Source organism: Nakamurella sp. PAMC28650 (genome assembly GCF_014303395.1).
GTDB lineage: Bacteria > Actinomycetota > Actinomycetes > Mycobacteriales > Nakamurellaceae > Nakamurella.
The window spans coordinates 4436765-4462733 of record NZ_CP060298.1; the positions used below are offsets into that span (position 1 = coordinate 4436765).

The window sequence follows — 25969 nt, forward strand, 5'->3', positions numbered from 1 at the left end:
GATGATCTCCGACCCCGTATCCACCCTTTCAACCTAGTCGGCAGGTTCATTCGTTCGAGTTCCGCCGAGCCCCTGGACAACCCCGGGCGACAAGTTGCAGCATGCAGTGATGAGACGGACGCTGACTGTCATCTTTGCCGCTGTCGTGCTGGTCGTCACCTGTGGGGCGGGGTGGCCGACCGACCACGGCGACAACCTCAGATCTGGCAACGCCACGTCCGCTTCCACCTTCAGGAGCCTCCACTTCACGTTCAGCCGTGTGCTGGACGGTGCGGTCTACGCATCCCCGATCATGGTCGGGTCGACGCTGATCGTGGCCACCGAGAACAACTCGGTGTACGGGCTGGATCCGAACAGTGGTGCGATCCGATGGAGCAGGCACCTGCGCTCGTCGATCAGCGACACCTCGGTGCTGGCGTGTGCCGGCAACATCAGCCCGACCGGCATCACCGGGACGCCAGCCTACGATCCGGTGACGAACCGCGTCTTCCTGGTGACCGTGACCTACAACGGCTCGACCGGCGTCACCCACGAGCTCTGGGGTCTGAACCCGGCCAACGGGGCGATCGGACTGGACAAGCGGGTCGAGGTTCCGGGGACCGACACCAAGGCCGAGCAGCAGCGTCCGGCGCTCGCCGTTGACCGCGGGAACGTCTACATCGCCTTCGGGGGCCTGGACGGGGACTGCGGGAACTACAAGGGTGCAGTGCTGGCCATCAAGGCGAACGGGGCGGCCGGTGGAGTTGCCTACGTCGTTCCGACCCCGCGAGAGGGCGCCATCTGGGCGGCCGGCGGTCCGGTGGTCGCGCCGAACGGCAACCTGTTCGTCGCGGTCGGCAACGGTGCGTCGACCACCACCTACGACTACAGCGACTCGGTCACCGAGATCAGCCCGTCCATGCAACGACTGGACTACTTCGCCCCGAGGTCCTGGGCCAACGACAACGCGCAGGATCTCGACCTCGGATCGATGACCCCCGCCTACACATCGATCGGCTACATCCTGCAGGCCGGCAAGTCCGGGAACGGTTACACCGTGAAGATCGGCCATCTGGGCGGGATCGGCGGTCAGGTCTACTCCGCACCGCTCTGCCGGGCCTTCGGTGTCTCCGCCGTGACCAATGCCAGCGTCTACATGCCGTGCACCAACGGCGTCACCCGGGTGGATGTGGGGCCGAAGGGCAACTTCGTCGCGCGGTGGACCGCCGCGAACATCCCCGGCTCGCCCGTCGCCGGGCCCGGCGCGATCTATGCCATCGGCAACCGGAACCTCTACGCCCTCGACCGCAACTCCGGGAAGATCCTGGGCAGCACCCCGGTCGGCGCCACCAAACGGTTCGCCACCCCGATGCTCGTCGGCAGCAAGATCTACGTCGGCACCAGTGCCGGCATCCTGGCCGCCACGGTGGGCTGATCGGCCGTACGTGCGACGTTCGACGTCAGCGGGTACGCGGCTTCGGCTGGCACTTCGGGCAGAAGAACGACGAGCGGTTCATGAAGGCCTCACGGCGGATCGCGGTTGCGCACCGCGGGCACGGCCGGTCCTGCTGCCCGTAGGCAGCCAGAGACCGCTCGAAGTAGCCCGAATCCCCGTTGACGTTCACGTAGAGCGCGTCGAACGAGGTACCCCCGACGGCGAGCGCTTCCGTCATCACGTCCTTCGCGGACTCCAGCACCCTGCGGACGACGGGTCGGCTCAGGGCCGCGGTCGAGCGGGTGTAGTTGACCCGGGCCCGCCAGAGAGATTCGTCTGCGTAGATGTTGCCGATCCCGGAGACCACGGTCTGATCCAGCAGGGCCCGTTTGATCTCGGTGTTCTTCCCGCGGATCTTCGCGACGGTGGCGTCGAGGTCGTAGGCGTCGTCCAGGGGGTCGAGGGCGATGTGGGCGATCGGATCCGGCAACTGGGCCTGGCCCGGGAGGAACGCCATGCCGCCGAACGTCCGCTGGTCCAGAAAATCGACGTCCGGCCCTCCGTCGGCGAAGGCGAACCGCACCCGGAGATGGGGGTGACGGGCGGCCCCCGCGGCACCGATGCGGAACTGGCCGCTCATGCCGAGGTGGGCCATCAACGCGTCACCGTCGTCCAGCACCCACCACAGGTACTTCCCGCGTCGTCGGATGTCGACCACCCGGTGCCCGGCGACCGAGGCCTCGAAATGGGCGCGACCCGCAAGATGACGCCTGACGGCACGGTCGTTGAACACGGTGACCTGGGAGATCTGACGACCGACGGTGTGCTCGAGCAGGCCCTGGCGGACCACCTCGACCTCGGGAAGCTCAGGCACCGCGGCGGTCGGTGCCGTCCCGGGCCTCGCGGTCACCGTTGGTCGACTCTTCGCCGCTGGACTCGATGGCCAAGAACGCAGCAGACGCGGCCTGCTGCTCGGCTTCCTTCTTGGTGCGCCCGGTACCGGTGCCGTGCGACGCGCCGCCGAGCAACACCCTGGCGGCGAACATCTTGGCGTGGTCGGGGCCCTGTTCGGTGACCTGGTACTCGGGTACACCGAGGCCCCTGGCGGCGGACAGCTCCTGCAACGAGGTCTTCCAGTCGAGGCCGGCCCCGAGTCGGGGCGCGTCCGCCATCAGATCGGCGAACAGGTGGTGGACCACCGTCCGCGCAACCTCCAGGCCGTGCTCGAGGTAGACGGCACCCAGCACGGCCTCGACCGCGTCGGCCACGATCGAGGCCTTGTCGCGCCCGCCGGTCAGTTCCTCGCCGCGCCCCAGGCGCAGCATGTCGCCCAGCCCCATGGTGCGACCCACGCCCGCGAGGGCGTGCATGTTGACGATCGAGGCACGCAGCTTGGCCAGCCGACCCTCGGGCAGGTCCGGATGGTTGCGGTAGAGCGCATCGGTGACGACGATGCCGAGCACCGAGTCGCCCAGGAACTCCAGGCGCTCGTTGGTCGGCAGACCACCGTGCTCGTAGGCGAACGACCGATGGGTCAGGGCGAGGACGGCGAGTTCGGCGTCCAGTTCGACACCGATCTCGGCGAACAGCTTCCGGGGGTCCGGGACGTTGCTCGCCGTGACCACGGCACGGGATCCCGGATTGCCCGTCGAGCCTGTCCCTTCGGTCACCGTGAGGGTCAGACCCCGACGATCTGGCGGCCCCGGTACTGGCCACAGTTGGAGCACGCCTGGTGAGGGGGCGTGAGCGCGCCACAGGCGCGGTTGGGGCAGGTCGCCAACGTCGGAACGGTGGTCTTCCACTGCGAGCGACGCGCATGGGTGTTGGCGCGCGACAGTCTCCGCTTCGGAACGGCCATGATGAGTTCTCCTTGATTTCGTCGAACGGGCCGGTGTCGGGATCTCCGGCTCAGCTACTGCTGGGGGCTGATTCAGGTCGAGGGCTAGTTCGGGTTGAAAGCGCCACTACCGGGAACTGCCGGCTTCGTACCAGGGGTCACGCTGCCGGGCACGCCGAACTTGGCGGCCAGATCGGCCCACCGAGGGTCCAGTATCTCATGAGAATGACCTGGCTCGAGGTCATCGAAACGCTCCCCGCACTCCGAGCACAGACCGGGGCAGTCCGGCCGACAGAGGGGGGCCAGTGGAAGGGTGAGCACGATCTCGTCACGGACCAGCGGTTCGAGATCGATGAGGTCGTCGATCAGCCGCGGGTATTCGTCGTCGTCGGTGGTCGCGGCGGTGGTCGAGTCGGGGTAGGCGTAGAGCTCGCGGAGGTCGGCGCTGACCGGGACGCTGATGTCCCGCAGGCATCGCGCGCACTCGCCGTCCGCCGTGCCCGTCGCACTACCGGAGACCAGAACGCCCTCGGCGACTGATTCCAACCGCACGTCCAAGTCGATGTCAGCGCCCTTGGGGACGGCGATCACCTCGATCCCCATCGGCTCGCCGACCGGGGCGGACACCCGATAGGGCTTCATGGTGCCCGGACGACGGCCCATCGGGCGGGTATCGAATACCCAGGGCGAGGCGTGGTTGGGGCGTGTGGAGGTCATCGGTCGATTCTCGAGTCGGTATCAGAGCTGGGAGCAACCACTCCAGAGTAGTCGAAGATCAGCCGGCTCCCAATTCGCCGGCGGTTTCCAGTTCCACCGGAGGCAGGGCGGCGAAGGCAGCCGGTGCCGCCCTCGTACCGGCAACGAGCGCCGCAGACGGAGTGACCGGGAGCCGCCGTCAGTCGCGGTAGTCGGCGACGGAACCAGACCGGAGCGCGGTCCGACCTCGACCCACTGTGCGCAGCGTCTTGGTCAGGGTCTCCTCGAGGCCGGCCAGCTTCGAGTCGACGTAGGAGTCGCAGTCGGCCCGCATCCGGTCGACGTCGCCGTGGGCGGCGTCCAGGATCTTGGCCGACTCCCCACGAGCGGCCTGGACGACCTCGGACTGCGAGACCAATCTGCCCTGCTCCGACCGACCGTCGGCGACCGCCCGTTCGTAGGTGGCGCGACCTGCCGACACCAGCCGCTCTGCCTCGCCGTGGCCGCGGGACACCAGGGCATCGTGTTGGTCCTGCCCGTTCTGCACGGTGCGGTCGGCATCGGCCTGCGCCCTGGCCAGAATCGCTTCGGCACGGGCGGTCGCCTCGTCGATCAGACGGTCGGCCTCCGACTGCGCACCGGCGACCGTCGCCTGCGCCTCGGACCTGGCTGCGTGGACCAGCCTCCCCGCCTCCGCCTCGGCGTCCGCGACATTCTTCTCCGCACTGGCCTTGGCCTCGTTGACCATCTGGTCCCGGTGGTCCAGGACGTCCTGCGCATCGTCCATCTCTCCCGGCAGCGCGTCACGCACGTCGTCGAGCAGTTCCAGGACATCGCCTCTGGGCACCACACACGACGCCGTCATCGGCAGACCTCGTGCCTCCTCGACGATGGTGACGAGCTCGTCGAGGGCTTCGAATACCCGATACACGCTGGTCCGACCTCTCGTTGTGCGCTGCTGCTTCGTTTCGACCCGGGCCCTGCCCGGTCAGTGTGCCAAGGGATCGGCGGTTCGCCCGGCAGGCACGCCCGGAGGGGCGGATCCGACCCCCCGGTGTCCTACCGGTCCCGTGGCGCGACGGTGGCCTGCACGGCGGCCAGGACGACCGGCGGCAGGAAGGCCGAGACGTCTCCACCGTACGAGGCGACCTGCTTGACCAGCGACGACGAGACGAATGCATGCTGGGGGGCGGTCGGCAGGAACAAGGTATCGACGCCGGTCAGGCTCCGGTTCATCTGCGCCATCTGGATTTCGTAGTCGAAATCGGAGACACCGCGCAGTCCCTTGACGATCGTGGTGATGCCGCCGGCGGCGCAGTACTCGACCAGCAGCCCGGAGAACGAATCGATCCTGATGTTCGGCCACGGGGAAGTGACGGCCCGCAGCAGTTCGAGCCGGTCCGGGATGCTGAACAGGCCGTTCTTGCCGGGATTGACCAGGACCGCCACGGTCACCTCGTCGAACATCGCCGAGGCCCGGGCGAAGATGTCCAGGTGCCCGAGGGTGGGCGGGTCGAAGGAGCCAGGACACACGGCGCGGGTCATGGGGCGCGACCGTAGCAGAGGCGGGTGTCGCCGTAGTTCTTCGTCCTGACCCCGACGAGCGGGTCCGGCCACTGCATCTCGCCCGAGCGCCTGCTGCGCTCCACGATCAGGTCGGCATCGGGATTGAGATGTCCGTTCGCCGCGAGCGCGGCGAAGATCGTGCCCAGTTCTGAGGTCGGCAGGTCGTACGGCGGGTCGGCCACCACGAAGTCGAACCGCCGTCCACCCGGCGAACCGGCCCACGACTTGACGTCCGCGCCGACCACCACCGCGTCGGGCACCTGCAGCGTGGCCACGTTCGCCCGCAGCGCGACCAGCGCCGCCCTGTCCTGTTCCACGCTGACCAACGAGTCGGCGCCACGGGAGATCAGTTCCAGCCCGAGGGCGCCGGTGCCCGCATACAGGTCGAGGACCCTGGCCCCGTTCAGGCCGCCCGCGGCGACGAGGGCGTTCCCCAGGGCCTCCCGCACCCGCTCGCTGGTCGGGCGGGTGGTTTCCCCGGCCGGTGTCTGCAGCCGGCGTCCCCGGTAGAGCCCTGCGGTGATCCGCGTCATTTCCGTCGCTTTCGAATGAGGGTCAGGATTGCGCCTTGATCACCAGGACCAGATCGCCGCCCTCCACCTGCTGCACCGAGTTGATGGCGGCGCGGACCACGGTACCGGCGACCGGCGAGGTGATGGAGGCTTCCATCTTCATCGCCTCGATCGTCGCCACGGTCTGACCGGCGGCCAGCTCGTCGCCCTCCGCGACGCCGAGCGTCACCACACCGGCGAAGGGTGACGCGATGTGCGAGGGGTTGGCCGGGTCCGCGCGTTCGGCGACGGGCACATCGACGGTGATGGTCCGGTCACGGATCTGCAGGGGGCGCAACTGCCCGTTGAGGGTTGTCACCACCATCCGGAGACCTCGCTCGTCGGCCTCGCCGATGGCCTCGAGACCGATGGTCAGCTGCACGCCGGGCTGCAGTTCCACCAGATGCTCGGTGCCGCGCTGCAGTCCGTAGAGGTAGTCGGAGGTCGGCAGCAACGAGACGTCGCCGAATTCCTCCCTGGCCGCCTGGAAGTCCTTGTCCGGCCCCGGGAAGAGCAATCGGTTCAACGTCTTTCGAGGAGATGTCGACAGTTCGGCTGCGTCCTCGGGGGTCAGTTCGGCGACCGGCGGTTTGATCTTCCGCCCGGCCAGCGCCTTGCTGCGGAAGGGCTCCGGCCACCCGCCGGGGGGATCACCCAGTTCACCGGACAGGAAGCCGATGACGGAGTCCGGGATGTCGAACCGCGCCGGATCGGCCTCGAACTCGGCCGGGTCGACCCCGGAGCCGACCAGGTGCAGCGCCAGATCACCCACCACCTTCGACGAGGGGGTCACCTTGACCAGCCGGCCGAGCATGGCATCGGCGGCAGCGTAGGTGGTCTCGATCGCCTCGAACCGCCCGCCCAGACCCAGCGCGATGGCCTGCTGACGCAGGTTGGACAGCTGGCCGCCGGGGATCTCGTGCGAGTAGACCCGACCGGTCGGCGCGCGGAGACCCGATTCGAACGGTGCGTAGATCGCCCGGACGGCCTCCCAGTAGGGCTCCAGATCTGCGACCGCGCGGAGCGAGAGCCCGGTCGAGCGATCGGTGTTGTCGAAGGCGGCGACCAGGGCCGACAGCGACGGCTGCGAGGTCGTCCCGGACATCGGGGCACTGGCCGCGTCCACCGCGTCCACCCCGGCCTCGGCGGCGGCCAGGTAGGTGGCCAGTTGCCCGCCCGCGGTGTCGTGGGTGTGCAGATGGATCGGCAGGTCGAAGCGCTCGCGCAGGGCGGTGACCAGGGTGCGGGCGGCGGGTGCGCGGAGCAGACCGGCCATGTCCTTGATGGCCAGCACGTGCGCGCCCGCCTCGACGATCTCCTCGGCCAGCCGGAGGTAGTAGTCCAGGGTGTAGAGCTTCTCGGCCGGGTTGCTCAGATCGGCCGTGTAGCAGAGGGCGACCTCGGCGACGGCGGTGCCACCCGCACGGACCGCGTCGATGGCCGGCCGCATCTGCGACACGTCGTTCAACGCGTCGAAGATCCGGAAGATGTCGATGCCGGCCGCCACGGCCTGTTCGACGAAGGCGTCGGTCACCGCGGCCGGGTACGGGGTGTAGCCGACGGTGTTGCGGCCGCGCAGCAGCATCTGCAACGCGATGTTCGGCACTGCGGCCCGCAGCGCGACGAGCCGCTCCCAGGGGTCCTCGGCCAGGAACCGGAGTGCGACGTCGTAGGTGGCGCCGCCCCAGGCCTCGACCGACAGCAGCTCCGGCGTGGTCCGCGCGACCGCCGGGCCGACGGCGAGCAGATCCCTGGTGCGAACCCGGGTGGCCAGCAGGGACTGGTGCGCGTCGCGGAACGTCGTGTCGGTGACGCCCAGCGAGGTGCGGTGACGCAACCAGCGGGCGAAGCCCTCCGGACCGAGTTCGGCCAGCAGCTGCCGGGTGCCCGCCGGGGGCTCGCCCGGGTCGATCGGTGGAAGTTTGGACTCCGGTTCGATCAGGTCGTCCGGCCGCTTCCCGTACGGCCGGTTCACCGTGACGTCGGCCAGGTAGGTCAGCAGTTTGGTGCCGCGGTCGGCGGAGTGCCGGGCGGTGAGCAGCTGCGGATGGGTCTCGATGAACGAGGTGGTCACCCCGCCCGCCGCGAAGTCCGGGTCGTCCAGCACGGCCTGCAGGAACGGGATGTTGGTCGACACACCCCGGATCCGGAATTCGGCAAGCGCCCGGCGGGCCCTGGACACCGCCTGGCCCCAATCGCGCCCGCGGCAGGTGAGCTTGACCAGCAGCGAGTCGAAGTGCGCGCTGACCTCGGCCCCCGAGTGCACGGTGCCGCCGTCGACCCGTACGCCGCCGCCGCCCGGCGATCGATAGGTGATGATCCGGCCGGTGTCCGGACGAAAGCCGTTCGTCGGGTCCTCGGTGGTGATGCGGCACTGCAGGGCGGCGCCGTGGATCTGGATGTCGTCCTGGGTGAGACCGAGGTCGGCGAGCGTCTCCCCCGCCGCGATCCTGATCTGCGAGGAGACCAGATCGATGTCGGTGATCTCCTCGGTGACCGTGTGCTCCACCTGGATCCGGGGGTTCATCTCGATGAAGACATGCCGGCCGTCCCGGTCCAGGAGGAACTCGACGGTGCCGGCGTTGACGTAGCCGATGTGGCGGGCGAAGGCGACCGCGTCGGCCGTCATGGCCGCCCGGATCTCCGGGGCCAGACCGACCGCCGGGGCCACCTCGATGACCTTCTGATGACGACGCTGGACCGAGCAGTCCCGCTCGAACAGGTGCACCGCGGCGCCGGTGTGGTCGGCCAGCACCTGCACCTCGATGTGCCGCGGCTCGATGACCGCCCGCTCCAGGAAGACGGTGTCGTCGCCGAAGGCGGACTCGGCCTCCCGCATCGCGGTGCCCATCGCCTCCTCGAGGTCTTCGGCCCGGTCGACACGCCGCATGCCGCGGCCACCGCCACCGGCGACGGCCTTGACGAACAGCGGGAACCCGACGACCTGCGCGGCCTCCAGCAACCACGGGATGTCCCGGGACGGCTCCGAGGATTCCAGCACGGGGAGACCGGCGGCCCTGGCCGCGGCGATCGCGCGGGACTTGTTGCCGGCGAGTTCCAGCACCTCGGCCGGCGGTCCGATGAAGGTGATCCCCGCATCCTCCAGGGCCTGCGCCAACTGCGGGTTCTCGGACAGGAATCCGTAACCCGGGTAGACCGCATCCGCTCCGGAATCCCTTGCTGCTCTGACGATCTCCTCGACATCGAGGTAGGCACGGACCGGATGCCCGAGCTCGCCGATCTGGTACGACTCGTCCGCCTTCTGACGGTGCAGCGAGTTGCGGTCCTCGTACGGGAACACCGCCACCGAGGCGACGCCGAGTTCGTAGGCCGCCCGGAAGGCGCGGATCGCGATCTCGCCACGGTTGGCGACCAGGATCTTCGAGAACATCTTTGTTGACTCCTCGGGTCGGCGGACCCGTCACGCAGGACGGCTGTTCCACACGTTGATGCAGGCGTGACGCACGGATGACGATGGCCCGGCGGCGCGGACGGGCTGCTCGCCGAGGCAGAACCTATCGCGAGCGGTGTTCCCCGCCCCCGGGGTGGGTGCCCTCTCAACCTTTCTCCAGGAACTCCTGTCCTTCCTCGTCGATCACTTCCGCGATCATCGCGGCCAGCGCCGGATGGGTCAGCAGCAGCGGATCCTTCTCGACCACCTCGATGGCATCGGCCCTGGCGTGCCCGATGGTCTCCGTGTCGCGCAGCAGGGACAGCTGCTTGAGCCCCGAGGACTTCCCGGCCTGCGAGGTACCGAGGACATCCCCTTCCCGGCGCAGGGCAAGGTCGGCCTCGGCCAGCTCGAATCCGTCGTTGGTGGCCGCCACCGCCGCCAGACGGGTGCGGCCGAGCGAGTTCTCCGGCGACTCGGTGACCAGCAGGCAGACACCGGGGGCGGATCCGCGGCCCACCCGACCGCGCAGCTGGTGCAACTGCGACATCCCGAAACGTTCGGCGTCGAGGATGATCATCATGGTGGCGTTCGGCACGTCGACCCCGACCTCGATGACGGTGGTGGCGACCAGGACGTCGATGCGTGCGGCCGCGAACGACGTCATCACCTCGTCCTTCTCCGCCGGCGGCAGGCGTCCGTGCAGGATGCCCATCCGCAGACCTTTCAATGCGCCCCGGGTCAGCTGTTCGGCCACCTCGAGGACTGCCAGGGGTGGCCGCTTGGCGTCGTCCTGGTCGGTTCCTTCCTCGGGATCGTCGAACCCGGGATCGTCCCCAGCCTGCCCGACGTCATCGAGCGACGCCGCCTTCTTCACCCTCGTCCGGTCCGCCGGGTCGAGCTGATCACCGATCTTCGGGCAGACGATGTAGACCTGGTGACCGGCGGCCACCTCCTCGCGCACCCGGGCCCAGGCCCGCTCGAGCCAGGCCGGCCGTTCGGCGGCGGCCACCACCGTGGTGGAGATCGGCGATCGGCCCTGGGGCAGCTCGCGCAGTGTCGAGGTGTCGAGATCGCCGTAGACCGTCATCGCGACGGTGCGCGGGATGGGCGTGGCCGTCATCACCAGGACATGCGGCGGGTTGCCCTGGGGATGCTTGTTGCGCAGGGCATTGCGCTGTTCGACGCCGAAGCGGTGCTGCTCGTCGATGACGATCAGGCCCAGTCCCGCGAAGAACACCCCGTCGGAGAGCAGGGCGTGCGTACCGACGGCGATACCGGCCTGCCCGGAAGCGATGTCCAGCAGGGCTTCCCGCCGGGCGGCGGTGTTCATCGAGCCGGTCAACAGGGTGATCTTGACGGCTCCGGGCAGCGCTCCGAGCTCGCCGCCGATGCCGAGCGGACCGAGCACGGACCGCAGTGACCGGGCATGCTGGGCCGCCAGCACCTCGGTCGGTGCGAGCATCACCGCCTGCCGTCCGGAGTCGATGACCTGCAGCATCGCCCGCAGGGCCACGACGGTCTTGCCGGACCCGACCTCGCCCTGCAGCAGACGGTTCATTGGGTGGATGGTGGACAGATCGTTGGAGATCACCTCACCGACCTCCACCTGCCCGGCGGTCAGCGTGAACGGCAGGTCGGCGTCGAAATTGCCGAGCAGCCCGCCGGCGATCCTGGGGCACGGCTCGGCCGGGAAGTTCCGCATCTGCGCCCGCCGTCGCGCCAGCACCAGCTGGATGGACATCGCCTCGTCGTACCGGAGCCTGGCGATCGCCGCGTCCAACGCAGTCTCGTCCACCGGCCGGTGGATGTTGTGCAGAGCGATCTTCAGGCCCACCAGACCGCGCTTGGCCAGCAGCGTGTCGGGCAGCGGCTCCTCGACGACCTGCAGCACGTCGAGCACCGTGCGGATGCAGCGCTGCAGCAGGGTCCCGGTGATGCCCTCGGTGAGCGGGTACACGGGGATGAGGCCACCGGGGAACGACTCGACGACATCGAGCGCGTCCTTGGCCCGCGCGTCGGTGATCTGCGAGCCGAACTCCTGGTCGGCGTGACGGGCCAGGTCCGAACGCGGGGCCGGGAGCTTCGCCACCTCCTCCGGGCTGACCAGGGCGACCTGCGGGGAGCTGATCTGGGTCTGGCCGTTGAACGTCGAGACCGTACCGGAGAACATCGCGGCCGTCCCGACGGGTAGTTGCCGCGCGAGGTTCCAGCGGTTGAAGAAGGTGCAGGCCAGATCGGTCCGGCCGTCGGTGATCACCACGTTGCTGATGCTCCTGACCTTCCGGCCGGGGCCGAGCTGACGATCCTTGATGGACTTGATGGTGGCCCAGACGGTGACCTTCTCACCCACCCTGACGCCCGCCAGATCGGTGAGCTTGCCACGCCGGTCGTACTTGCGGGGGTAGTGACGAAGCAGTTCGCCGACGGTGACCAGCGAGAGCTTCTCGTGCAACTGCTTGGCCGCGCGCACGCCGACTACGCGCTTGAGCGAGGAACCCAGACCAATCGGGTCGCTCGGCTGCTCGTCCATGCCCTGGGTTCCTCCCATCCTCTGCGCCCATCGTGCCCGGACGCCCCGACAGCCGACGCACGGCTGTCGGCATTCTCAGCCCAGACGACCGATGACCAGCGAAAACACCGTCCCGACGGCGTAGGACTCCGCGATCACCTCACCTGCGGCCATGGTGTGGACGTGGAAGTACCGGCGATCGCCCTCGGACCAGACGACCACTTCCTCGGACAGGCCGCGGACCACCCGCTCCAGACGGTCGCTGTCCTCCTGCGGCATGAACATGGTGAACGTCACCTCGGCGAGCAGTTCGGCCCCACCGTTCACCCCGGGCCGGGCGCCGCAACTCGGTGGACGGATCGGGTCTCCCGCCGGCGCCGTGCTCCGCTGGAGCCCGACCAACACGAGTCCGATCAATGCTCTGGCCCGGTAGCCGGGGTCCCGGTTGGCGCCGTCCGGAGGGCCGGTGACGAGGGCGGCCGCAGCCGCCGCGCCGGCGATCGAGTGCAGGTCGGCCCCGTCGACGACCAGTTCGGCCGCTGCCGTGCCGGCGGCCCTGGCCAGGTCGGCCGCTGTCGGCCGACCATCGACGGCCAGGCGATCCTGCGGATCGACCGCTACGGCGGCTCCGCCTGCGATCAGACCCGCCACCAGGCACAACCGGTCGGCGACGGCGACCTCGTCGAGGTCCCCACTCCGTTGCATCGTCTGTCGGGCGCCGGCCACCCCGGTGGCCAAGCCGGTCAGATAGATCTGCAGCACGGCCGCGGCGGGTTGCGACGGTGGCGGGAGCGGTGCCGGAAGTTCTGACCACTGCAACGCCGCGGTGATCGCCCGACCGCCGCTCGCGAGCACCTCGCGTTCCTCCTCGCCGGTGTCCAGCCACGCGGAGTGGTGCGCGGAGCCGTTCGGATCGAGCAGGCCGCTGAACCACTGGCCCACCAGATCCGGGTCGAAGGTCTTCATGCCGACCATCTTGCCGTCCGTGGATCTGGCAAGCTGAGGGGCGTCGGTTGGCTCGGTCCGCTTCCGTCCGGTGGGACGTTCCGATTTGGCCGACCGGACATCCCTGGATACTCTTGTAGGGTTGCCCGGCTCGCGCTGGGTGCGATCATCATTCCGCAACTTTCTGATCCGGCTGTTCGTCGGGTCGTTCTCCGATAGGGGTTGAGCCTCAGTGGCTGCCGTGTGTGACGTCTGTGGCAAGGGCCCGGGCTTCGGGATGAGCGTTTCCCACTCCCATCGCCGGACCAACCGTCGTTGGAATCCGAACATCCAGGCCGTCCGCGCCCAGGTTGCTCCCGGCACCGTCAAGCGCGTCAACGCCTGCACGTCTTGCCTGAAGGCCGGCAAGGTCGTCCGGGGCTAGTCGTCCTGCCGCCCGGTGTTTCGGTACGGGCTCCTGAATGCGCCCGACCCTGATTTCCAGCTGACGAGAAGGCGGCCGAACCCCAAAAAGGTTCCCGCCGCCCTCTTGGCGCTCCGCCACCCGCGTTTGCGTCCTGTTCCACTCGCGACCGTGCTGCGGGCACTTCGGAATGAGCCGGGGGGTCAGATGAGCGGGACCATCCAGCCGTGCGGGTCGGGCAGCTCACCGCGCTGCAGACCGGTGAGGGCCTCCCGAAGCTCCATCGTCACCGCGCCCGGCTTGCCCCCCGCGATCTCGAAGCCGCCCTCGGCGTGCTTGACCGAGCCCACAGGCGTGATCACCGCTGCGGTGCCGCAGGCGAAGACCTCGGTGAGTTCCTCGGTCTCGACCTTCTTGGCCCACTCGTCGGTGGAGACGCGTCGCTCCGCGGTCCGATACCCACGGTCACGCGCCAGCTGCAGCAGGGAATCCCGGGTCACCCCCGGGAGCAGTGAACCGGACAGTTCCGGCGTCACGACCTCGGCGTCCGGGCCCGATCCGAAGACGAAGAACAGGTTCATCCCACCCATCTCCTCGACCCACCGGCGCTCGACCGCATCCAGCCAGACCACCTGGTCGCAGCCCTGCTCGGCCGCCTGGGCCTGAGCGGCCAGCGACGCGGCGTAGTTGCCACCGGTCTTGGCGGCTCCCATCCCTCCGGGAGCCGCCCGCACGTACTCGGTCGACCACCAGACGCTCACCGGCTTGATGCCGCCGGCGAAGTACGCCCCGGCCGGGGATGCGATCACCGAGTAGACGTACTTGTTCGAAGGCCGCACGCCGAGTCCCACCTCGGCCGCGAACATGAACGGCCGGAAGTACAGGGAGGCCTCTTCACCGGTCGGCACCCACGCACGGTCCGCGTCCGTCAGCTGCCGGAGCGACTCGATGAACATCTCTTCCGAGAGTCGCGGCATGCCCAGTCGGTCGGCCGAACGGTTCAGGCGCGCCGCATTCGCCTGCGGACGGAACGTCGCCACCGAACCGTCGGGCTGGGCGTAACCCTTCAGTCCCTCGAAGATCTCCTGCGCATAGTGCAGCACCATCGTGGCCGGGTCCAGTGAGAACGGTCCGTAGGGAACAACTCTCGGGTCGTGCCAGTCGCCGTCGTCGTAGTCGATGACGACCATGTGATCGGTGAAGTACTTGCCGAACCCCGGCGCACCCAGAATCTTCGCGCGACGCTCGTCGGGCACCGGTGAGGGGTTCGAGGTCCGGGAGAAGGCTGTCGTCATCGGCCAAATCTACTACGACCATCGGACGTCCTAGTATTCGATATTTCCGTGGGCGGACATGGCCTCGTTCGCCGACGTCCTGAGGGGTGCGACGGCCGTCCGGTCTGCGAAGTTCAACGTTCATCGAGCGGCAATGCTGCTGATACGGCCGCTCCCTACCTTTTCAGGGTCGGTCCCGCCACAGCATGCGTCCCTCGCAGAGCCGTTGACAGGAGTAGCTCAAAGTTGACTGGAGTAACTCAATGAGTGCAAACAATGTTCGCCTTCAGGCGATCAAGGACGTCGAGGCCTACATCCCGCCGGCGCCGACCTACGCGGCCGAAGAGGCGCCGGGTGAGATCTGGGGCGAGAACGTCTTCAGCCTGTCGGTGATGCAGAAGCGCCTGCCCAAGCTCGTCTACAAGTCCCTGATCGCCACCATGGAACATTCGGCCAAGCTGGACCAGATGGTGGCCGACTCGGTCGCCTCGGCCATGAAGGACTGGGCGATGGAGAAGGGGTGCACCCACTACTCGCACGTCTTCTACCCGCTGACCGGTCTGACGGCCGAGAAGCACGACAGCTTCTTCGAGCCGGCCGGCGGCGGACTATCGCTCGCCGAGTTCGCCGGCAAGACCCTGATCCAGGGTGAACCGGACGGGTCGAGCTTCCCCAACGGCGGTCTGCGCAACACCTTCGAGGCCCGCGGCTACACCGGCTGGGACCCGACCAGCCCGGCCTACATCCTGGACAACCCCAACGGCAAGACCCTCTGCATCCCCACCATCTTCGTGTCCATGTTCGGCGACGCCCTCGATCACAAGACGCCGCTGCTGCGCTCGCAGCAGGCGATGGCCGGACACGCCGAGCGCGTGCTGAAACTGTTCGGGCACAGGAACATCGACCACGTCGTGTCGTTCGCCGGCCCCGAGCAGGAGTACTTCCTGATCGACCGGCACTTCTACCTGGCCCGACCCGACCTGATGGCCTCCGGCCGCACCCTGTTCGGCAGCCCACCGCCCAAGGGGCAGGAGTTCGACGACCACTACTTCGGCGCGATCCCCGAGCGGGTGCTCGGCTTCATGATGGATTGCGAGCGGGAGCTGTTCAAGCTGGGCATCCCGGCCAAGACCCGGCACCAGGAAGTGGCGCCGGGCCAGTTCGAGATCGCTCCGATGTTCGAACGCGCGAACATCGCGGCCGACCACCAGCAGTTGCTGATGACGACCTTCAAGCGGCTGGCCAACAAGCACGGCATGGAGTGCCTCTTCCACGAGAAGCCCTTCCGCGGCGTCAACGGCTCCGGCAAGCACGTGAACTTCTCGATCGGCAACGCCACCCAGGGCAACCTGCTGCTGCCGGGTGACACCCCCCACGACAACGCGCAGTTCCTGGTGTTCTGCGCCGCGATCATCCGCGCCGTGCACCTGTACGGGGGGCTGCTGCGGGTATCGGTCGCCTCGGCCAGCAACGACCACCGGCTGGGCGCCAACGAGGCCCCGCCGGCGATCATCTCGATCTTCCTCGGCGACCAGCTCGCCGACGTCTTCGACCAGATCGCCAAGGGCGGGGCGACGTCGTCCAAGGAGAAGGGCCGGCTGCAGATCGGAGTCGACACCCTCCCGGTGCTGCCGACCGACCCCGGCGATCGCAACCGGACCAGTCCGTTCGCGTTCACCGGCAACCGGTTCGAGTTCCGCGCCCCCGGCTCGCTGCAGTCCATCGCGACCCCGATGGTCACCATCAACACGATCATGGCCGAGGCGCTGGATCACGTCGCCAGCTCGCTCGAGAAGTCGGTGGCCGACGGCGTCGACTTCAACGAGGCGGTGCAGACCCTGCTGGCCGACATCATCACCGAGCACGGCTCGGTCGTCTTCGGTGGCAACGGTTATTCGCAGGAGTGGCAGGAAGAGGCCGCCTCGCGCGGGCTGAAAAACCTGCGGTCCACCATCGACGCACTGCCGGAACTGCTGTCCGACGAGGCGATGGCACTGTTCGAGAAGTACAGCGTCTTCAGCCACCGGGAGATGCACAGCCGCTACGAGATCGGCCTGGAGCAGTACACCCGGAGCATCGGCGTGGAGGCGCGCTCGACCCTGGAGATCGCCACCACTGCGGTGCTCCCGGCGGCCGTCCGCCACCAGACGGAGGTAGCGCTCAACATCGGGGCCATCAAGGCCGCCGGCGTGGAGGTCGACATCGCCCCGCTGGCAGCCGTCTCGGCCCCGGTGTCCGATCTCCGATCGGCGGTGTCGGTGCTCAAGGACGGTCTCGCCGGCTGGACCGGCACGGCCGAGGAGGAGGCGAAGTACGCCTACGAAGTGCTGATTCCCGCCATGGAATCGGTGCGCGCAGCCTCGGACACCCTGGAGACCATCGTCGCCGACGATCTCTGGCCGCTCCCGACGTACCAGGAGATGCTCTTCATCCTGTAGGGGCGTGCGAGTTCTCGAGTTGCGGGGAGCTGACACGGGATATTCCGTGAAGGCTGGGGATGCACGCTCCCCGCAACTCGGTTCCAGAAGAGCAATTGGAGCAACTCGCGGCGGCGGCAGGGCGGGTCAGTCGCCGACGGTGCCGTCGATGCACTCCCTGAGCAGGTCGGCGTGACCGTTGTGACGGGCGTACTCCTCGATCATGTGGACGTAGATCCACCGGAGCGAGACGTCCTGGCCGTGGCGCTTGCCGACTCCGACACCGTCGAGGTCCGACGACCGTGACGCCAGCGTCCGTGCTTCGTCGACCTCTGCCCGGTAGGTGAGGAGATCATCGACTGCGGAGGCATTCTCGACGAGGTCGAAGTCACCGTCCGGAAATTCCTCGGTGCAGTAGAGACTGGCTGCGTCCTGGCCCCCCAGCACTCGACGGAACCAGTTCTGCTCCACCTCGGCCATGTGACGCACCAGTCCCAGAAGGCTCAGCGACGAGGGCGGCACGGACCGCAGCTTGAGCTGATCGCTGTCCAGCCCACCGCATTTGAACAGCAGCGTTGCACGGTGGACCTCCAGCCACGCCTCCAGCTGCGCCCTTTCGGACCCGGTGAACGGCGGGTTGATGCGTTCGTCAGTGGTCGGCAGCAGGGGTTCGGTCATGCCGCGACCGTAGCCGGATCGACCGCGCAGCGCCTCCTGATATCGCAGCGGGTGATATGGAACTGCGGTGGCCGGCTACCGGACGTGCGAGGGCACGAACGGAGGTTTGACGACCCGGACGCGCAGCGACCTCCCACGGACGTCGACCGCGATCTCATCGCCGTCCTGGACGCCGGCCACCGTGTCGATCAGTGCGAGTCCGATGCCCTTGCCCAATGTCGGGGAGAAGGTTCCGGACGTCGTCTCACCGATCGTCGTGCCATCGGACGCGAGGACCTGCAGATGCGGTCGCAGCACCCCTCGATCCAGCGCCTCCAGCCCCCGGAGGCGGCGCGCCGGGCCACGCTGCTTCTCGGCCAGCAACGCCTCACGCCCGAAGAAGGCCGGCTTCTTCCAACCGACGGCCCAGCCCGATCCGGCCTGCACCGGACTGATCGTCGGGCCGAGGTCCTGCCCGTGCAACGGGTATCCCATCTCGGTGCGCAGGGTGTCGCGAGCCCCCAGACCCGCCGGACGGCCACCGCGCGCTGCGGCCTCCTGCGCAAGGGCGTCCCACAGGCCCCGGGCCGCACCCCAGGGCGGGATCAGCTCGAAGCCGTACTCCCCGCTGTAGCCGGTGCGGCACACCCTGACCTTGACCGGCAACCCACCGTGGTTCGACCAGCCGCCGTCGGCCCACGCCATGTAGTCCAGATCGGTCGGCAGCCCCAGTGCGGCGACGACTTCGCCGGCCAATGGACCCTGGACGGCGATGACGCCGAAGTCCCGGTGCTGGTTCGTCACCTCGACGCCGTCCGGGGCGACCTGCGCCAGTGCGGCGACGACATCGGCGGTGTTCGCGGCATTGGGGACCAGGAACACCTCCTCGTCGGACACCAGGTAGGCGATGAGGTCGTCGATGACACCACCGGAGTCGTTGCAGCACAGTGTGTACTGGGCCTGTCCCGGCTTGACCCGACCGAGGTCTGCGGACAGCGTGCTGTTCACGAAATCGGCGGCTCCCGGGCCGGTGACACCGGCCTTGCCCAGGTGCGAGACGTCGAAGATGCCGACCGTCCCGCGGACGGCGGTGTGCTCGGCGACCACGCCGCCGCCGGCATAGGAGATGGGCATGTCCCATCCACCGAACGCGCCCATGGTGGCGCCCAGTGCGACGTGGGCCTCGTGGAGAGGGGAATGGAGCAGTTCGGCGAGGTGATCGGCAGCCATGCTCATAGACCGTAGTGCCAACCGGGTTGGCCGGGCGTCTACGGTGCTGGAGCAGGCCCACCTACGAGGAGCAATGACGATGACGACGCTTTCGCTGACCACCACCGACCCGGCGAAGGCCAGGACCGATGTCCTGGTGATCGCCGCCTACGCCGGATCAGACGGTCCGGTCCCCGCAGATCCGACCTTCGCCGACGGTGTGGCCGCCGCAGCCATGACCGGGGCCTCCGGCAAGGCGGGAGAGCTCACCCTGGTGCCCGGCGACGGATCCGTGGCTGCTCACCTGCTGGCCGTGGTCGGGCTCGGCGACCGGGAGAAGTTCACCCCCGAGGTGTTGCGCAAGGCAGCGGGGATCGCCTCGCGGGCGTTGGCCGGGAAGGTCGCCATCACCTCGACCCTCGGCCTGATCGATCTGTCCGCCGCGGCGCAGGGACATCTCCTCGGGGCCTACGTCTTCGATCGGTACAAGACCCCGTCGAAGGCCCCGGTCGAGACCATTGCGCTGTCGGTCGCCAAGAACGACAAGGCCGCGAAGGCCCTCCTGCGTCATGCGGTCGTCACGGCCGAAGGTGTTCTGCTGGCACGTGACCTGATCAACACCGCCCCCAACGACCTCTACCCGGAGTCCTTCGCCGAGCGCGCCACCGCTGCTGCTCGGACCGCGGGCCTGTCCGTGGAGGTGTGGGATTCCGAGCAACTGGCCGCGCAGGGTTTCGGCGGGATCGTCGCGGTCGGGTCCGGCTCGGCCAGGCCACCGCGTCTGGTCCGGATCGGTTACTCCCCCACCGGCGCGAAGAAGTCCGTCGCGTTGGTCGGCAAGGGCATCACCTTCGACTCCGGCGGACTGTCCATCAAACCCTCGGTGGGCATGGAGAACATGACCAGCGACATGTCCGGCGCCGCCTGCGTGGTGGCCACGGTCATCGCAGCCTCGGCGTTGCAGCTGCCGATCGCGGTGACGGCCTGGGCGGCGCTGGCCGAGAACCTGCCGTCGGGATCGTCCTACCGGCCCGGCGACGTGATCCGTCACTACGGCGCCCACGGTGCACCGGGCAAGACCACGCATGTGCTGAACACCGACGCAGAGGGCCGCCTCGTGCTGGCCGATGCGATGGTCAGAGCCGCCGAGGAAGAGCCCGACTACCTGCTGGAGACCTCGACCCTGACGGGCGCGCAGGTGGTGGCTCTCGGGAACCGGACGATGGCCGTCATGGGCACGGACAGCCTCCGGGACCGGGTCGCGGAACTGGCTCGCGAGGTCGGCGAGGGCGGCTGGGCCATGCCGTTGCCGGAGGAGTTACGGGAGAGCATCGACTCGTCCATCGCCGATCTGCAGAACGTCAACTGGGACCGCGTCGCCGGCATGCTGGTCGCCGGACACTTCCTCTCCTGCTTCGTCCCCGACGGTCTGCCCTGGGCTCACCTGGACGTCGCGGGCCCGGCCTTCAACACCGGAAAGCCCTACGGTTACAACACCTCCGGCGGGACGGGCGTACCGGTCCGCACCCTGCTCGCCGTCATCGCCGACCTCGCCGGCCCGTCCTGACCGCCGCGCCGCCGTTTCCGCCCGGGCGGATCCGGCGGCGCGGTACCGGCCGCGCGGATCCGGTCGCGCGTCTCGGCCGCGCGGATCAACTAGACCGTCCCACCGCGCTGATCAACTTCGCCGGCGCTCATCAACTTGCACCCATTGGGACGGGTGGGACGCGAGTCAACGAGTTGATGAGCGCGGTCGATGTTGATCAGCGCGGGTGGGGCAGGGCGGAGCTGGCACAGGCGCACCGGGGCTCAGCGGTCGCCGTGACCGTCCCCCCGCGCTGATCAACTTCGCCGGCGCTGATCAACTTGGATCGTTTGGGACGGGTGGGACGCGAGTCGACGAGTTCGTCAGCGCGGTCGATGTTGATAAGCGCGGGGCGGGGGCGGGGGGCCGGGGGTGGGGGCAGGGGGCGGGGGGCAGCGTGGCGCGAGGGGGGATCAGCGATCGCCGAGGGCGTCCCGTCGGGCTCGCTCCTGCAGGATCTTCTGACGGCGGGAGTAGTCACGCATGCGTTGCGGGTAGCCCACGATGGTCGCGTCGTAGATGGGGAGTTGGTTCTCGCGAGCGAACGACTTGGCGGCCTCGGGCGAAGCGACCTGCTTGCGGGTGAACTCGCCGTCGTGGGCGACCAGCAACATGGTCACGGGCGTCACGGAGGTCTTGGGCTCCACGTAGGCCTCGACGCCATGTCGGGCGCCGACCCAGGCCACCAGTGCGTCGGCAGCCGCACGGCGTTCCGCGCGTGGACTGTCGCCCTTGGACTTTCGGTGCGGCCTCAACCTGGAGAACAAGCTCATCGTTCCCCTTTCCGGATCGGTGTTACGCCTACGGCGAATCGTGAGCCCGGCGGCTTCGGCCGGCTTGTTGTGTCCAGTGTCAACCATCTCCCTTGACGGGAACGCCATCCGAGGCGGCGGGTCACGCCGGTGCGAGCGGAGCGCCCCGGCTGACGAGCGCCGCAAAGTCGCACCCGCGGGGCAGCCCGCCGACGGAGATGCCAAGATGGAAGCCGCACCGGCGGCGGCGTGATCGACGCGCAAGTCGGTACCAGCTTCCACAAGAGCCTGAGGAGTTCGTTTTCAGATGAGCGATACCACCGTCGACCTGGTCGTACTCGGTGGAGGATCAGCCGGCTATGCCACCGCCCTGCGCGCGGCCGAGCTCGGGTCCTCCGTCGTCCTGATCGAGAAGGACAAGGTAGGCGGCACCTGCCTGCACCGCGGATGTGTGCCCACCAAAACTCTGCTGCACGCCGCCGAAGTCGCCGACGACGCTCGTGACGGGGCTGCCTTCGGCCTGCGGACCACGTTCGACGGGGTCGACGTCCCCGGCCTGAACAAGTACAAGGACGGCATCGTCAACAAGGCCTACAAGGGTCTCCAGGGGCTCATCAAGTCCCGTGGGATCACCATGGTGGACGGGGTGGGCGTCTTCGTGGGCCCGAACACGGTCGTCGTCGGCGACGATCGCTACATCGGCACGAACGTGGTGCTGGCCACCGGTTCCTACTCCCGCTCGCTCCCCGGCCTGGACATCGAGGGCCGGGTGATCACCAGCGAGCAGGCGCTCGGACTGGAGTGGATCCCCGAGTCGGCGATCGTGCTCGGCGGCGGCGTCATCGGCGTCGAGTTCGCCTCCGTCTGGGCCTCTTTCGGCACCAAGGTGACGATCGTCGAGGCGCTGCCCAGCCTGGTGCCCGCCGAAGACCCGTGGGCCCAGAAGCTGCTCGAGAGGGCGTTCCGCAAGCGGAAGATCGAGTTCTCCACCGGGGTCCGGTTCGCCGGCGTCACCCAGGACGACAGCGGGGTCACCGTCACCCTCGAGAACGGCAAGACGTTCACGGCCGACCTGCTCCTGGTCGCCGTCGGCCGTGGTTCGGCCACCGCCGGCTGCGGTTTCGAAGAGGCCGGCGTGACGATGGACCGCGGCTTCGTCATCACCGACGAGCGGCTGCACACCAACCTGCCCAACGTCTACGCCGTCGGCGACATCGTGCCCGGCCTGCAGCTGGCCCACCGTGGATTCCAGCACGGCGTGTTCGTGGCCGAGGAGATCGCCGGGCTGAACCCGACCGTCATCCCCGACGTCCTCATCCCCAAGATCACCTACTGCGACCCGCAGATCGCATCCGTCGGGTTCAGCGAGGCCAAGGCCGCCGAGCAGTACGGGACGGACGGCATCGAGACGTTCCTCTACGACCTCGGCGGCAACCCGAAGTCCCAGATCCTGCGCACCGCCGGCGGTGTCAAGGTGATCCGGCAGAAGGACGGTCCGGTCGTCGGCATCCACATGGTCGGAGCGCGCGTCGGTGACATGCTCGGCGAGGCCCAGCTGATCGTCGGCTGGGAGGCCTACCCGGAGGACGTCGCCCCGTTCGTCCACGCCCACCCGACGCAGTACGAGGCGATCGGCGAGGCCATGCTGGCCATGGCCGGCAAGCCGCTGCACGTCCACAACTGACCGCTGCCGCCGACCGAGCGTCGCCGCGCAGACCAACGTTCACAGACCGCCGTTCCACAGACCAGGTAGGGAAAGAATTCATGTCGAACTCCGTGCAGATGCCGGCTCTCGGTGAGAGCGTCACCGAAGGCACTGTCACCCGCTGGCTGAAGCAGGTCGGTGACGAGGTCGCCGTCGACGAACCGTTGGTCGAGATCTCCACCGACAAGGTCGACACCGAGATTCCCTCGCCGTTCGCCGGGATTCTCGAGAAGATCTCAGTCGCGGAGGACGAGACCGCCGAGATCGGCGCCGAACTGGCCGTGATCGGCGACGACAGTGGCGCGGCAGCGGAATCGGCCGCGGCGCCGGAACCCGAGCCGGCACCCGCTGCAGCACCGGCGGCGGCTCCCGAGCCGGCACCCGAGCCCGAAGCAGCACCCGCCGCGGTCGCTCCGGAACCGTCAGCGCCCTCCACCGAGGTCGAGACGCCCGCCGAGAAGCCTGTCGCGGAAGCGGCGGCACCGACCGCCGCCGGTACACCGATCCTGTTGCCCGCCATGGGTGAGTCGGTCACCGAGGGCACCGTCACCCGGTGGCTCAAGGCCGTGGGTGATGACGTCGCGGTGGACGAGCCCCTCGTCGAGATCTCCACCGACAAGGTCGACACCGAGGTCCCGTCCCCGGTGGCAGGCACCCTGCTGCAGATCAGCGTCGGCGAGGACGAGACGGTCGAGGTCGGTGCCCAGTTGGCCCTGATCGGCGCCAAGGGCGCCGCCCCATCAGCAACCGCCCCATCAGCAACCGCCCCATCACCAACCCCCCCGTCAGCCCCCGCCCCGTCAGCCACCGCCCCGGCCGCAGCGGCCCCGACCCCTGAGCCACCCACCACCGCGGTGGCAGATTCCGCGCCGGATCCGGCACCGGCCGAGCCGACCACCACTCCCGCCGCCGCCAAGGCCGCAGCTCCGGCGCCCGCTCCGATCACCACCTCCCCGGACGCCGGCGCTCCGGCCGCCAAGCCGGCCGCCCCCAGCTGGCAGCCGGCCCCGAAGGCCGAGACCACGAGCTACGTCACTCCGGTCATCCGCAAGCTGGCCGCCGACCAGGGCGTGGATCTGTCGGCCCTGACCGGCACCGGTGTCGGTGGCCGCATCCGCCGTGAGGACGTGCTGGCCGCGGGCGAAGCGCTGAAGGCCGCCGCCGAGGCCGCAAAGGCGGCCGCCGCTGCCCCGGCCGCACCGACCCCAGCCCCAGCACCGGCTGCCCCGGCCACGAAGCCGGTGGCCGACGCCGCCGTCACCGCACTCATCGGCACCACCCAGAAGTTGCCGCGCATCCGGCAGTCGATCGCCAAGAACATGCTCTACGGCCTGCAGACCGCAGCCCAGCTGACCACCGTCATCGAGGTCGACGTGACCAGGGTGGCCAACGTCAGGGCCAGGGCGAAGTCCGGGTTCGAGGCACGTGAGGGCGTCAAGCTCTCGTTCCTGCCGTTCTTCGTCAAGGCCGCGGTGGAGGCGCTCAAGCTCTACCCGGTGGTCAACTCCTCGATCTCCGAGGACCTGAAGGAGATCACCTACCATGGCTCCGTCAACCTCGGTATCGCGGTCGACACCCCCCGTGGGCTGATCGTCCCGGTGATCAAGGAGGCCGACGATCTGAACATCGGCGGCCTCGCCCGCAAGATCGCCGATCTGGCCGAACGCACCCGCAGCAACAAGATCGGTCCGGACGATCTGTCCGGCGGCACGTTCACGATCACCAACACCGGGTCGGTCGGCGCCCTGTTCGACACCCCGATCTTCGTGCCGCCGCAGTCGGCGATCCTGGGTACCGGGGTCATCGTCAAGCGTCCGGTCGTGATGACGGACGCCGACGGCGGCGAGGTCATCGCGATCCGCTCGATGATGTACCTCGCGATGTCCTACGACCACCGCAACATCGACGGTGCTGACGCCTCCCGCTTCCTTGGTGCGGTCAAGAAGCGCATCGAGGCCGGCGAGTACGAAGGCGATCTCGGGCTCTAGCAGCTCGGGATACCCAGGTTCGAAGGAGTCACCGGAGACCCGATCCACCCAGCACGGCGGATCGGCCTCCGCAGTCCGACGGAAGGATCCGGCGGCACCGGCACGCGACAGCAGGCCCTGAGCGTGTCCGGACACGCTCCAGCGAACAGGAGTCGGAATGCACATCGTCACCGCAGGTGCGAGCGGTTTCCTCGGCCAACGCCTGATCAAGAGACTCAGGTCCGGCGGCCATCGGATCACCCAGCTGGTCCGCAGCAACCCGCAGGGCGCCGACCAGGCGACCTGGGACCCCGATCATGGCGTGCTGGACCCCAGCCTGCTGGAAGGTGCCGACGGCATCGTCAATCTGTGTGGCGTCGGCGTCGGCGACAAGCGGTGGAACGGCGCCTACCGGGACCTGATCCGTACATCGAGGGTCAACCCGTCGAAGCTGCTCGCCACCACCGGCGCCCGGACCGGGGTACCCGTGCTGGTCAACGCGTCCGGCGTGGGCTACTACGGACCGCGGGGCGACGAGTTCATCGACGAGACCGGCAACGCCGGCACCTCGTTCCTGGCCGGGGTCTGCGTCGACTGGGAGCGGGCCACCGACGCTGCGGAGAAGGGCGGCGTGCGGGTGGTGCACCTGCGGACCGGGCTCGTCCTGGGCAAGGAGGCGGGTCTGCTCCCCCAGCTCACGCTGATCACCAAGCTGTTCGCCGGCGGGAAACTCGGATCCGGCAAGCAGTACTACCCGTGGATCTCCGCGACCGACCACATCGACGCGATGGTGCACCTGCTGACCGCGGACGTGGCCGGCCCGGTCAACATGACCGGCCCGGCGCCGGTGACGAACGCCGAGTTCACCAGGGAACTGGGGCACCAGCTGCACCGACCCACCCCGTGGAAGGTGCCGAAGTTCGCGCTCCAACTCGTGGTCGGCGACTTCGCCGAGGAAATCGTCGGTGGCCAGCGGGCGATCCCCGAGGCGCTGACCGCCTCGGGATTCGTGTTCACCCATGCCACCCTGAGCGAGGCGCTGCACAGCGAGCTGGGCTGACCCGCGCACCCGGCTTTCAGTGTCCGCA

Annotated in this window: 21 protein-coding genes; 7 read left to right on the plus strand and 14 right to left on the minus strand. The window is 68.7% G+C overall.

Features of this window, described 5'->3' with window-relative positions; all coding sequences use genetic code 11:
- The first annotated feature begins 109 nt into the window (after positions 1-109).
- Positions 110-1414: a PQQ-binding-like beta-propeller repeat protein gene (locus H7F38_RS20060; RefSeq protein ID WP_187091463.1), complete on the plus strand. Its 1305-nt coding sequence runs from the start codon at positions 110-112 to the stop codon at positions 1412-1414.
- A gap of 25 nt (positions 1415-1439) precedes the next feature.
- Here H7F38_RS20060 and mutM read toward each other — a convergent pair whose 3' ends face one another.
- From mutM to H7F38_RS20110, 10 genes are all read right to left on the minus strand, one after another.
- Entirely contained in the window at positions 1440-2288 is an 849-nt protein-coding gene (gene mutM / locus H7F38_RS20065; RefSeq protein WP_187091464.1) for a bifunctional DNA-formamidopyrimidine glycosylase/DNA-(apurinic or apyrimidinic site) lyase, read from the minus strand.
- Positions 2281-3039: a ribonuclease III gene (rnc, locus tag H7F38_RS20070; protein ID WP_187094842.1), complete on the minus strand. Its 759-nt coding sequence runs from the start codon at positions 3037-3039 to the stop codon at positions 2281-2283. The genes mutM and rnc overlap by 8 nt, the downstream gene beginning before the upstream one ends.
- Before the next feature lie 53 nt (positions 3040-3092).
- Complete coding sequence (rpmF, locus tag H7F38_RS20075) at positions 3093-3272, minus strand: 50S ribosomal protein L32 (RefSeq protein ID WP_187091465.1); 180 nt, start codon at positions 3270-3272, stop codon at positions 3093-3095.
- Between the two features lie 84 nt (positions 3273-3356).
- A complete protein-coding gene (locus H7F38_RS20080; RefSeq protein WP_187091466.1) occupies positions 3357-3968 on the minus strand; it encodes a DUF177 domain-containing protein in 612 nt (203 codons plus the stop codon).
- Positions 3969-4146: 178 nt separating this feature from the next.
- Positions 4147-4878 carry a DivIVA domain-containing protein gene (locus H7F38_RS20085; RefSeq protein ID WP_187091467.1) on the minus strand — a complete coding sequence of 244 codons (732 nt, stop codon included), beginning with the start codon at positions 4876-4878 and terminating at the stop codon, positions 4147-4149.
- A gap of 128 nt (positions 4879-5006) precedes the next feature.
- A complete protein-coding gene (gene coaD / locus H7F38_RS20090; RefSeq protein ID WP_187091468.1) occupies positions 5007-5492 on the minus strand; it encodes a pantetheine-phosphate adenylyltransferase in 486 nt (161 codons plus the stop codon).
- The gene (gene rsmD / locus H7F38_RS20095; RefSeq protein WP_187091469.1) at positions 5489-6046 is read right to left on the minus strand and encodes a 16S rRNA (guanine(966)-N(2))-methyltransferase RsmD; all 558 of its coding nucleotides are present in this window, start codon (positions 6044-6046) and stop codon (positions 5489-5491) included. The genes coaD and rsmD overlap by 4 nt, the downstream gene beginning before the upstream one ends.
- 22 nt (positions 6047-6068) lie before the next feature.
- Positions 6069-9455 (minus strand): pyruvate carboxylase, encoded by a 3387-nt coding sequence (locus H7F38_RS20100; RefSeq protein WP_187091470.1) that lies wholly within the window; start codon positions 9453-9455, stop codon positions 6069-6071.
- Between the two features lie 166 nt (positions 9456-9621).
- Positions 9622-11988 carry an ATP-dependent DNA helicase RecG gene (gene recG, locus H7F38_RS20105; RefSeq protein ID WP_187091471.1) on the minus strand — a complete coding sequence of 789 codons (2367 nt, stop codon included), beginning with the start codon at positions 11986-11988 and terminating at the stop codon, positions 9622-9624.
- A gap of 75 nt (positions 11989-12063) precedes the next feature.
- Positions 12064-12933, minus strand: a complete 870-nt coding sequence (locus tag H7F38_RS20110) for a hypothetical protein (protein WP_187091472.1) — start codon at positions 12931-12933, stop codon at positions 12064-12066.
- Positions 12934-13144: 211 nt separating this feature from the next.
- Here H7F38_RS20110 and rpmB point away from each other — a divergent pair, with 211 nt between their 5' ends.
- Positions 13145-13336: a 50S ribosomal protein L28 gene (gene rpmB / locus H7F38_RS20115; protein WP_090480578.1), complete on the plus strand. Its 192-nt coding sequence runs from the start codon at positions 13145-13147 to the stop codon at positions 13334-13336.
- 182 nt (positions 13337-13518) lie between these two features.
- Here the strand turns inward: rpmB and H7F38_RS20120 are convergent, their stop codons facing one another.
- A complete protein-coding gene (locus H7F38_RS20120; RefSeq protein WP_187091473.1) occupies positions 13519-14610 on the minus strand; it encodes a branched-chain amino acid aminotransferase in 1092 nt (363 codons plus the stop codon).
- Positions 14611-14852: 242 nt separating this feature from the next.
- On the opposite strand from H7F38_RS20120, the gene H7F38_RS20125 reads away from it, so the two are divergent.
- A complete protein-coding gene (locus H7F38_RS20125) occupies positions 14853-17027 on the plus strand; it encodes a glutamine synthetase III (protein WP_187091474.1) in 2175 nt (724 codons plus the stop codon).
- Between the two features lie 126 nt (positions 17028-17153).
- Here H7F38_RS20125 and H7F38_RS20130 read toward each other — a convergent pair whose 3' ends face one another.
- Together H7F38_RS20130 and gcvT are read right to left on the minus strand one after the other, a co-directional pair.
- Positions 17154-17684: a DinB family protein gene (locus H7F38_RS20130; protein ID WP_187091475.1), complete on the minus strand. Its 531-nt coding sequence runs from the start codon at positions 17682-17684 to the stop codon at positions 17154-17156.
- A gap of 75 nt (positions 17685-17759) precedes the next feature.
- On the minus strand, positions 17760-18893 hold the full coding sequence (gcvT, locus tag H7F38_RS20135) for a glycine cleavage system aminomethyltransferase GcvT (protein WP_187091476.1): 1134 nt from the start codon (positions 18891-18893) through the stop codon (positions 17760-17762).
- A gap of 73 nt (positions 18894-18966) precedes the next feature.
- Between gcvT and H7F38_RS20140 the strand changes: the two genes are divergently transcribed.
- The gene (locus tag H7F38_RS20140) at positions 18967-20439 is read left to right on the plus strand and encodes a leucyl aminopeptidase (RefSeq protein WP_187091477.1); all 1473 of its coding nucleotides are present in this window, start codon (positions 18967-18969) and stop codon (positions 20437-20439) included.
- 431 nt (positions 20440-20870) lie between these two features.
- Here the strand turns inward: H7F38_RS20140 and H7F38_RS20145 are convergent, their stop codons facing one another.
- Complete coding sequence (locus H7F38_RS20145) at positions 20871-21230, minus strand: oxidoreductase (RefSeq protein ID WP_187091478.1); 360 nt, start codon at positions 21228-21230, stop codon at positions 20871-20873.
- A gap of 286 nt (positions 21231-21516) precedes the next feature.
- On the opposite strand from H7F38_RS20145, the gene lpdA reads away from it, so the two are divergent.
- The 3 genes from lpdA to H7F38_RS20160 all read left to right on the plus strand — a co-directional run bounded on the left by lpdA (position 21517) and on the right by H7F38_RS20160 (position 25941).
- Positions 21517-22893, plus strand: coding sequence for a dihydrolipoyl dehydrogenase (gene lpdA / locus H7F38_RS20150; protein ID WP_187091479.1), 1377 nt, complete (start codon positions 21517-21519; stop codon positions 22891-22893).
- An 80-nt stretch (positions 22894-22973) separates the two neighbouring features.
- On the plus strand, positions 22974-24902 hold the full coding sequence (sucB, locus tag H7F38_RS20155; protein ID WP_187091480.1) for a 2-oxoglutarate dehydrogenase, E2 component, dihydrolipoamide succinyltransferase: 1929 nt from the start codon (positions 22974-22976) through the stop codon (positions 24900-24902).
- Between the two features lie 157 nt (positions 24903-25059).
- Positions 25060-25941 carry a TIGR01777 family oxidoreductase gene (locus H7F38_RS20160; protein WP_187091481.1) on the plus strand — a complete coding sequence of 294 codons (882 nt, stop codon included), beginning with the start codon at positions 25060-25062 and terminating at the stop codon, positions 25939-25941.
- Positions 25942-25969: the final 28 nt, after the last annotated feature.

Excerpts from the sequence above, each read along its gene's own strand:
- H7F38_RS20130 (WP_187091475.1), bottom strand. The coding sequence starts at position 17,684 with ATGACCGAACCCCTGCTGCCGACCACTGACGAACGCATCAACCCGCCG.
- recG (WP_187091471.1), bottom strand. The coding sequence starts at position 11,988 with ATGGACGAGCAGCCGAGCGACCCGATTGGTCTGGGTTCCTCGCTCAAG.
- H7F38_RS20125 (WP_187091474.1), top strand. The coding sequence starts at position 14,853 with ATGAGTGCAAACAATGTTCGCCTTCAGGCGATCAAGGACGTCGAGGCC.
- H7F38_RS20110 (WP_187091472.1), bottom strand. The coding sequence starts at position 12,933 with ATGAAGACCTTCGACCCGGATCTGGTGGGCCAGTGGTTCAGCGGCCTG.
- rpmF (WP_187091465.1), bottom strand. The coding sequence starts at position 3,272 with ATGGCCGTTCCGAAGCGGAGACTGTCGCGCGCCAACACCCATGCGCGT.
- H7F38_RS20160 (WP_187091481.1), top strand. The coding sequence starts at position 25,060 with ATGCACATCGTCACCGCAGGTGCGAGCGGTTTCCTCGGCCAACGCCTG.
- rsmD (WP_187091469.1), bottom strand. The coding sequence starts at position 6,046 with ATGACGCGGATCACCGCAGGGCTCTACCGGGGACGCCGGCTGCAGACA.
- sucB (WP_187091480.1), top strand. The coding sequence starts at position 22,974 with ATGTCGAACTCCGTGCAGATGCCGGCTCTCGGTGAGAGCGTCACCGAA.
- H7F38_RS20120 (WP_187091473.1), bottom strand. The coding sequence starts at position 14,610 with ATGACGACAGCCTTCTCCCGGACCTCGAACCCCTCACCGGTGCCCGAC.
- H7F38_RS20080 (WP_187091466.1), bottom strand. The coding sequence starts at position 3,968 with ATGACCTCCACACGCCCCAACCACGCCTCGCCCTGGGTATTCGATACC.
- H7F38_RS20140 (WP_187091477.1), top strand. The coding sequence starts at position 18,967 with ATGACGATGACGACGCTTTCGCTGACCACCACCGACCCGGCGAAGGCC.
- H7F38_RS20060 (WP_187091463.1), top strand. The coding sequence starts at position 110 with ATGAGACGGACGCTGACTGTCATCTTTGCCGCTGTCGTGCTGGTCGTC.
- lpdA (WP_187091479.1), top strand. The coding sequence starts at position 21,517 with ATGAGCGATACCACCGTCGACCTGGTCGTACTCGGTGGAGGATCAGCC.
- H7F38_RS20145 (WP_187091478.1), bottom strand. The coding sequence starts at position 21,230 with ATGAGCTTGTTCTCCAGGTTGAGGCCGCACCGAAAGTCCAAGGGCGAC.
- coaD (WP_187091468.1), bottom strand. The coding sequence starts at position 5,492 with ATGACCCGCGCCGTGTGTCCTGGCTCCTTCGACCCGCCCACCCTCGGG.
- H7F38_RS20100 (WP_187091470.1), bottom strand. The coding sequence starts at position 9,455 with ATGTTCTCGAAGATCCTGGTCGCCAACCGTGGCGAGATCGCGATCCGC.
- gcvT (WP_187091476.1), bottom strand. The coding sequence starts at position 18,893 with ATGGCTGCCGATCACCTCGCCGAACTGCTCCATTCCCCTCTCCACGAG.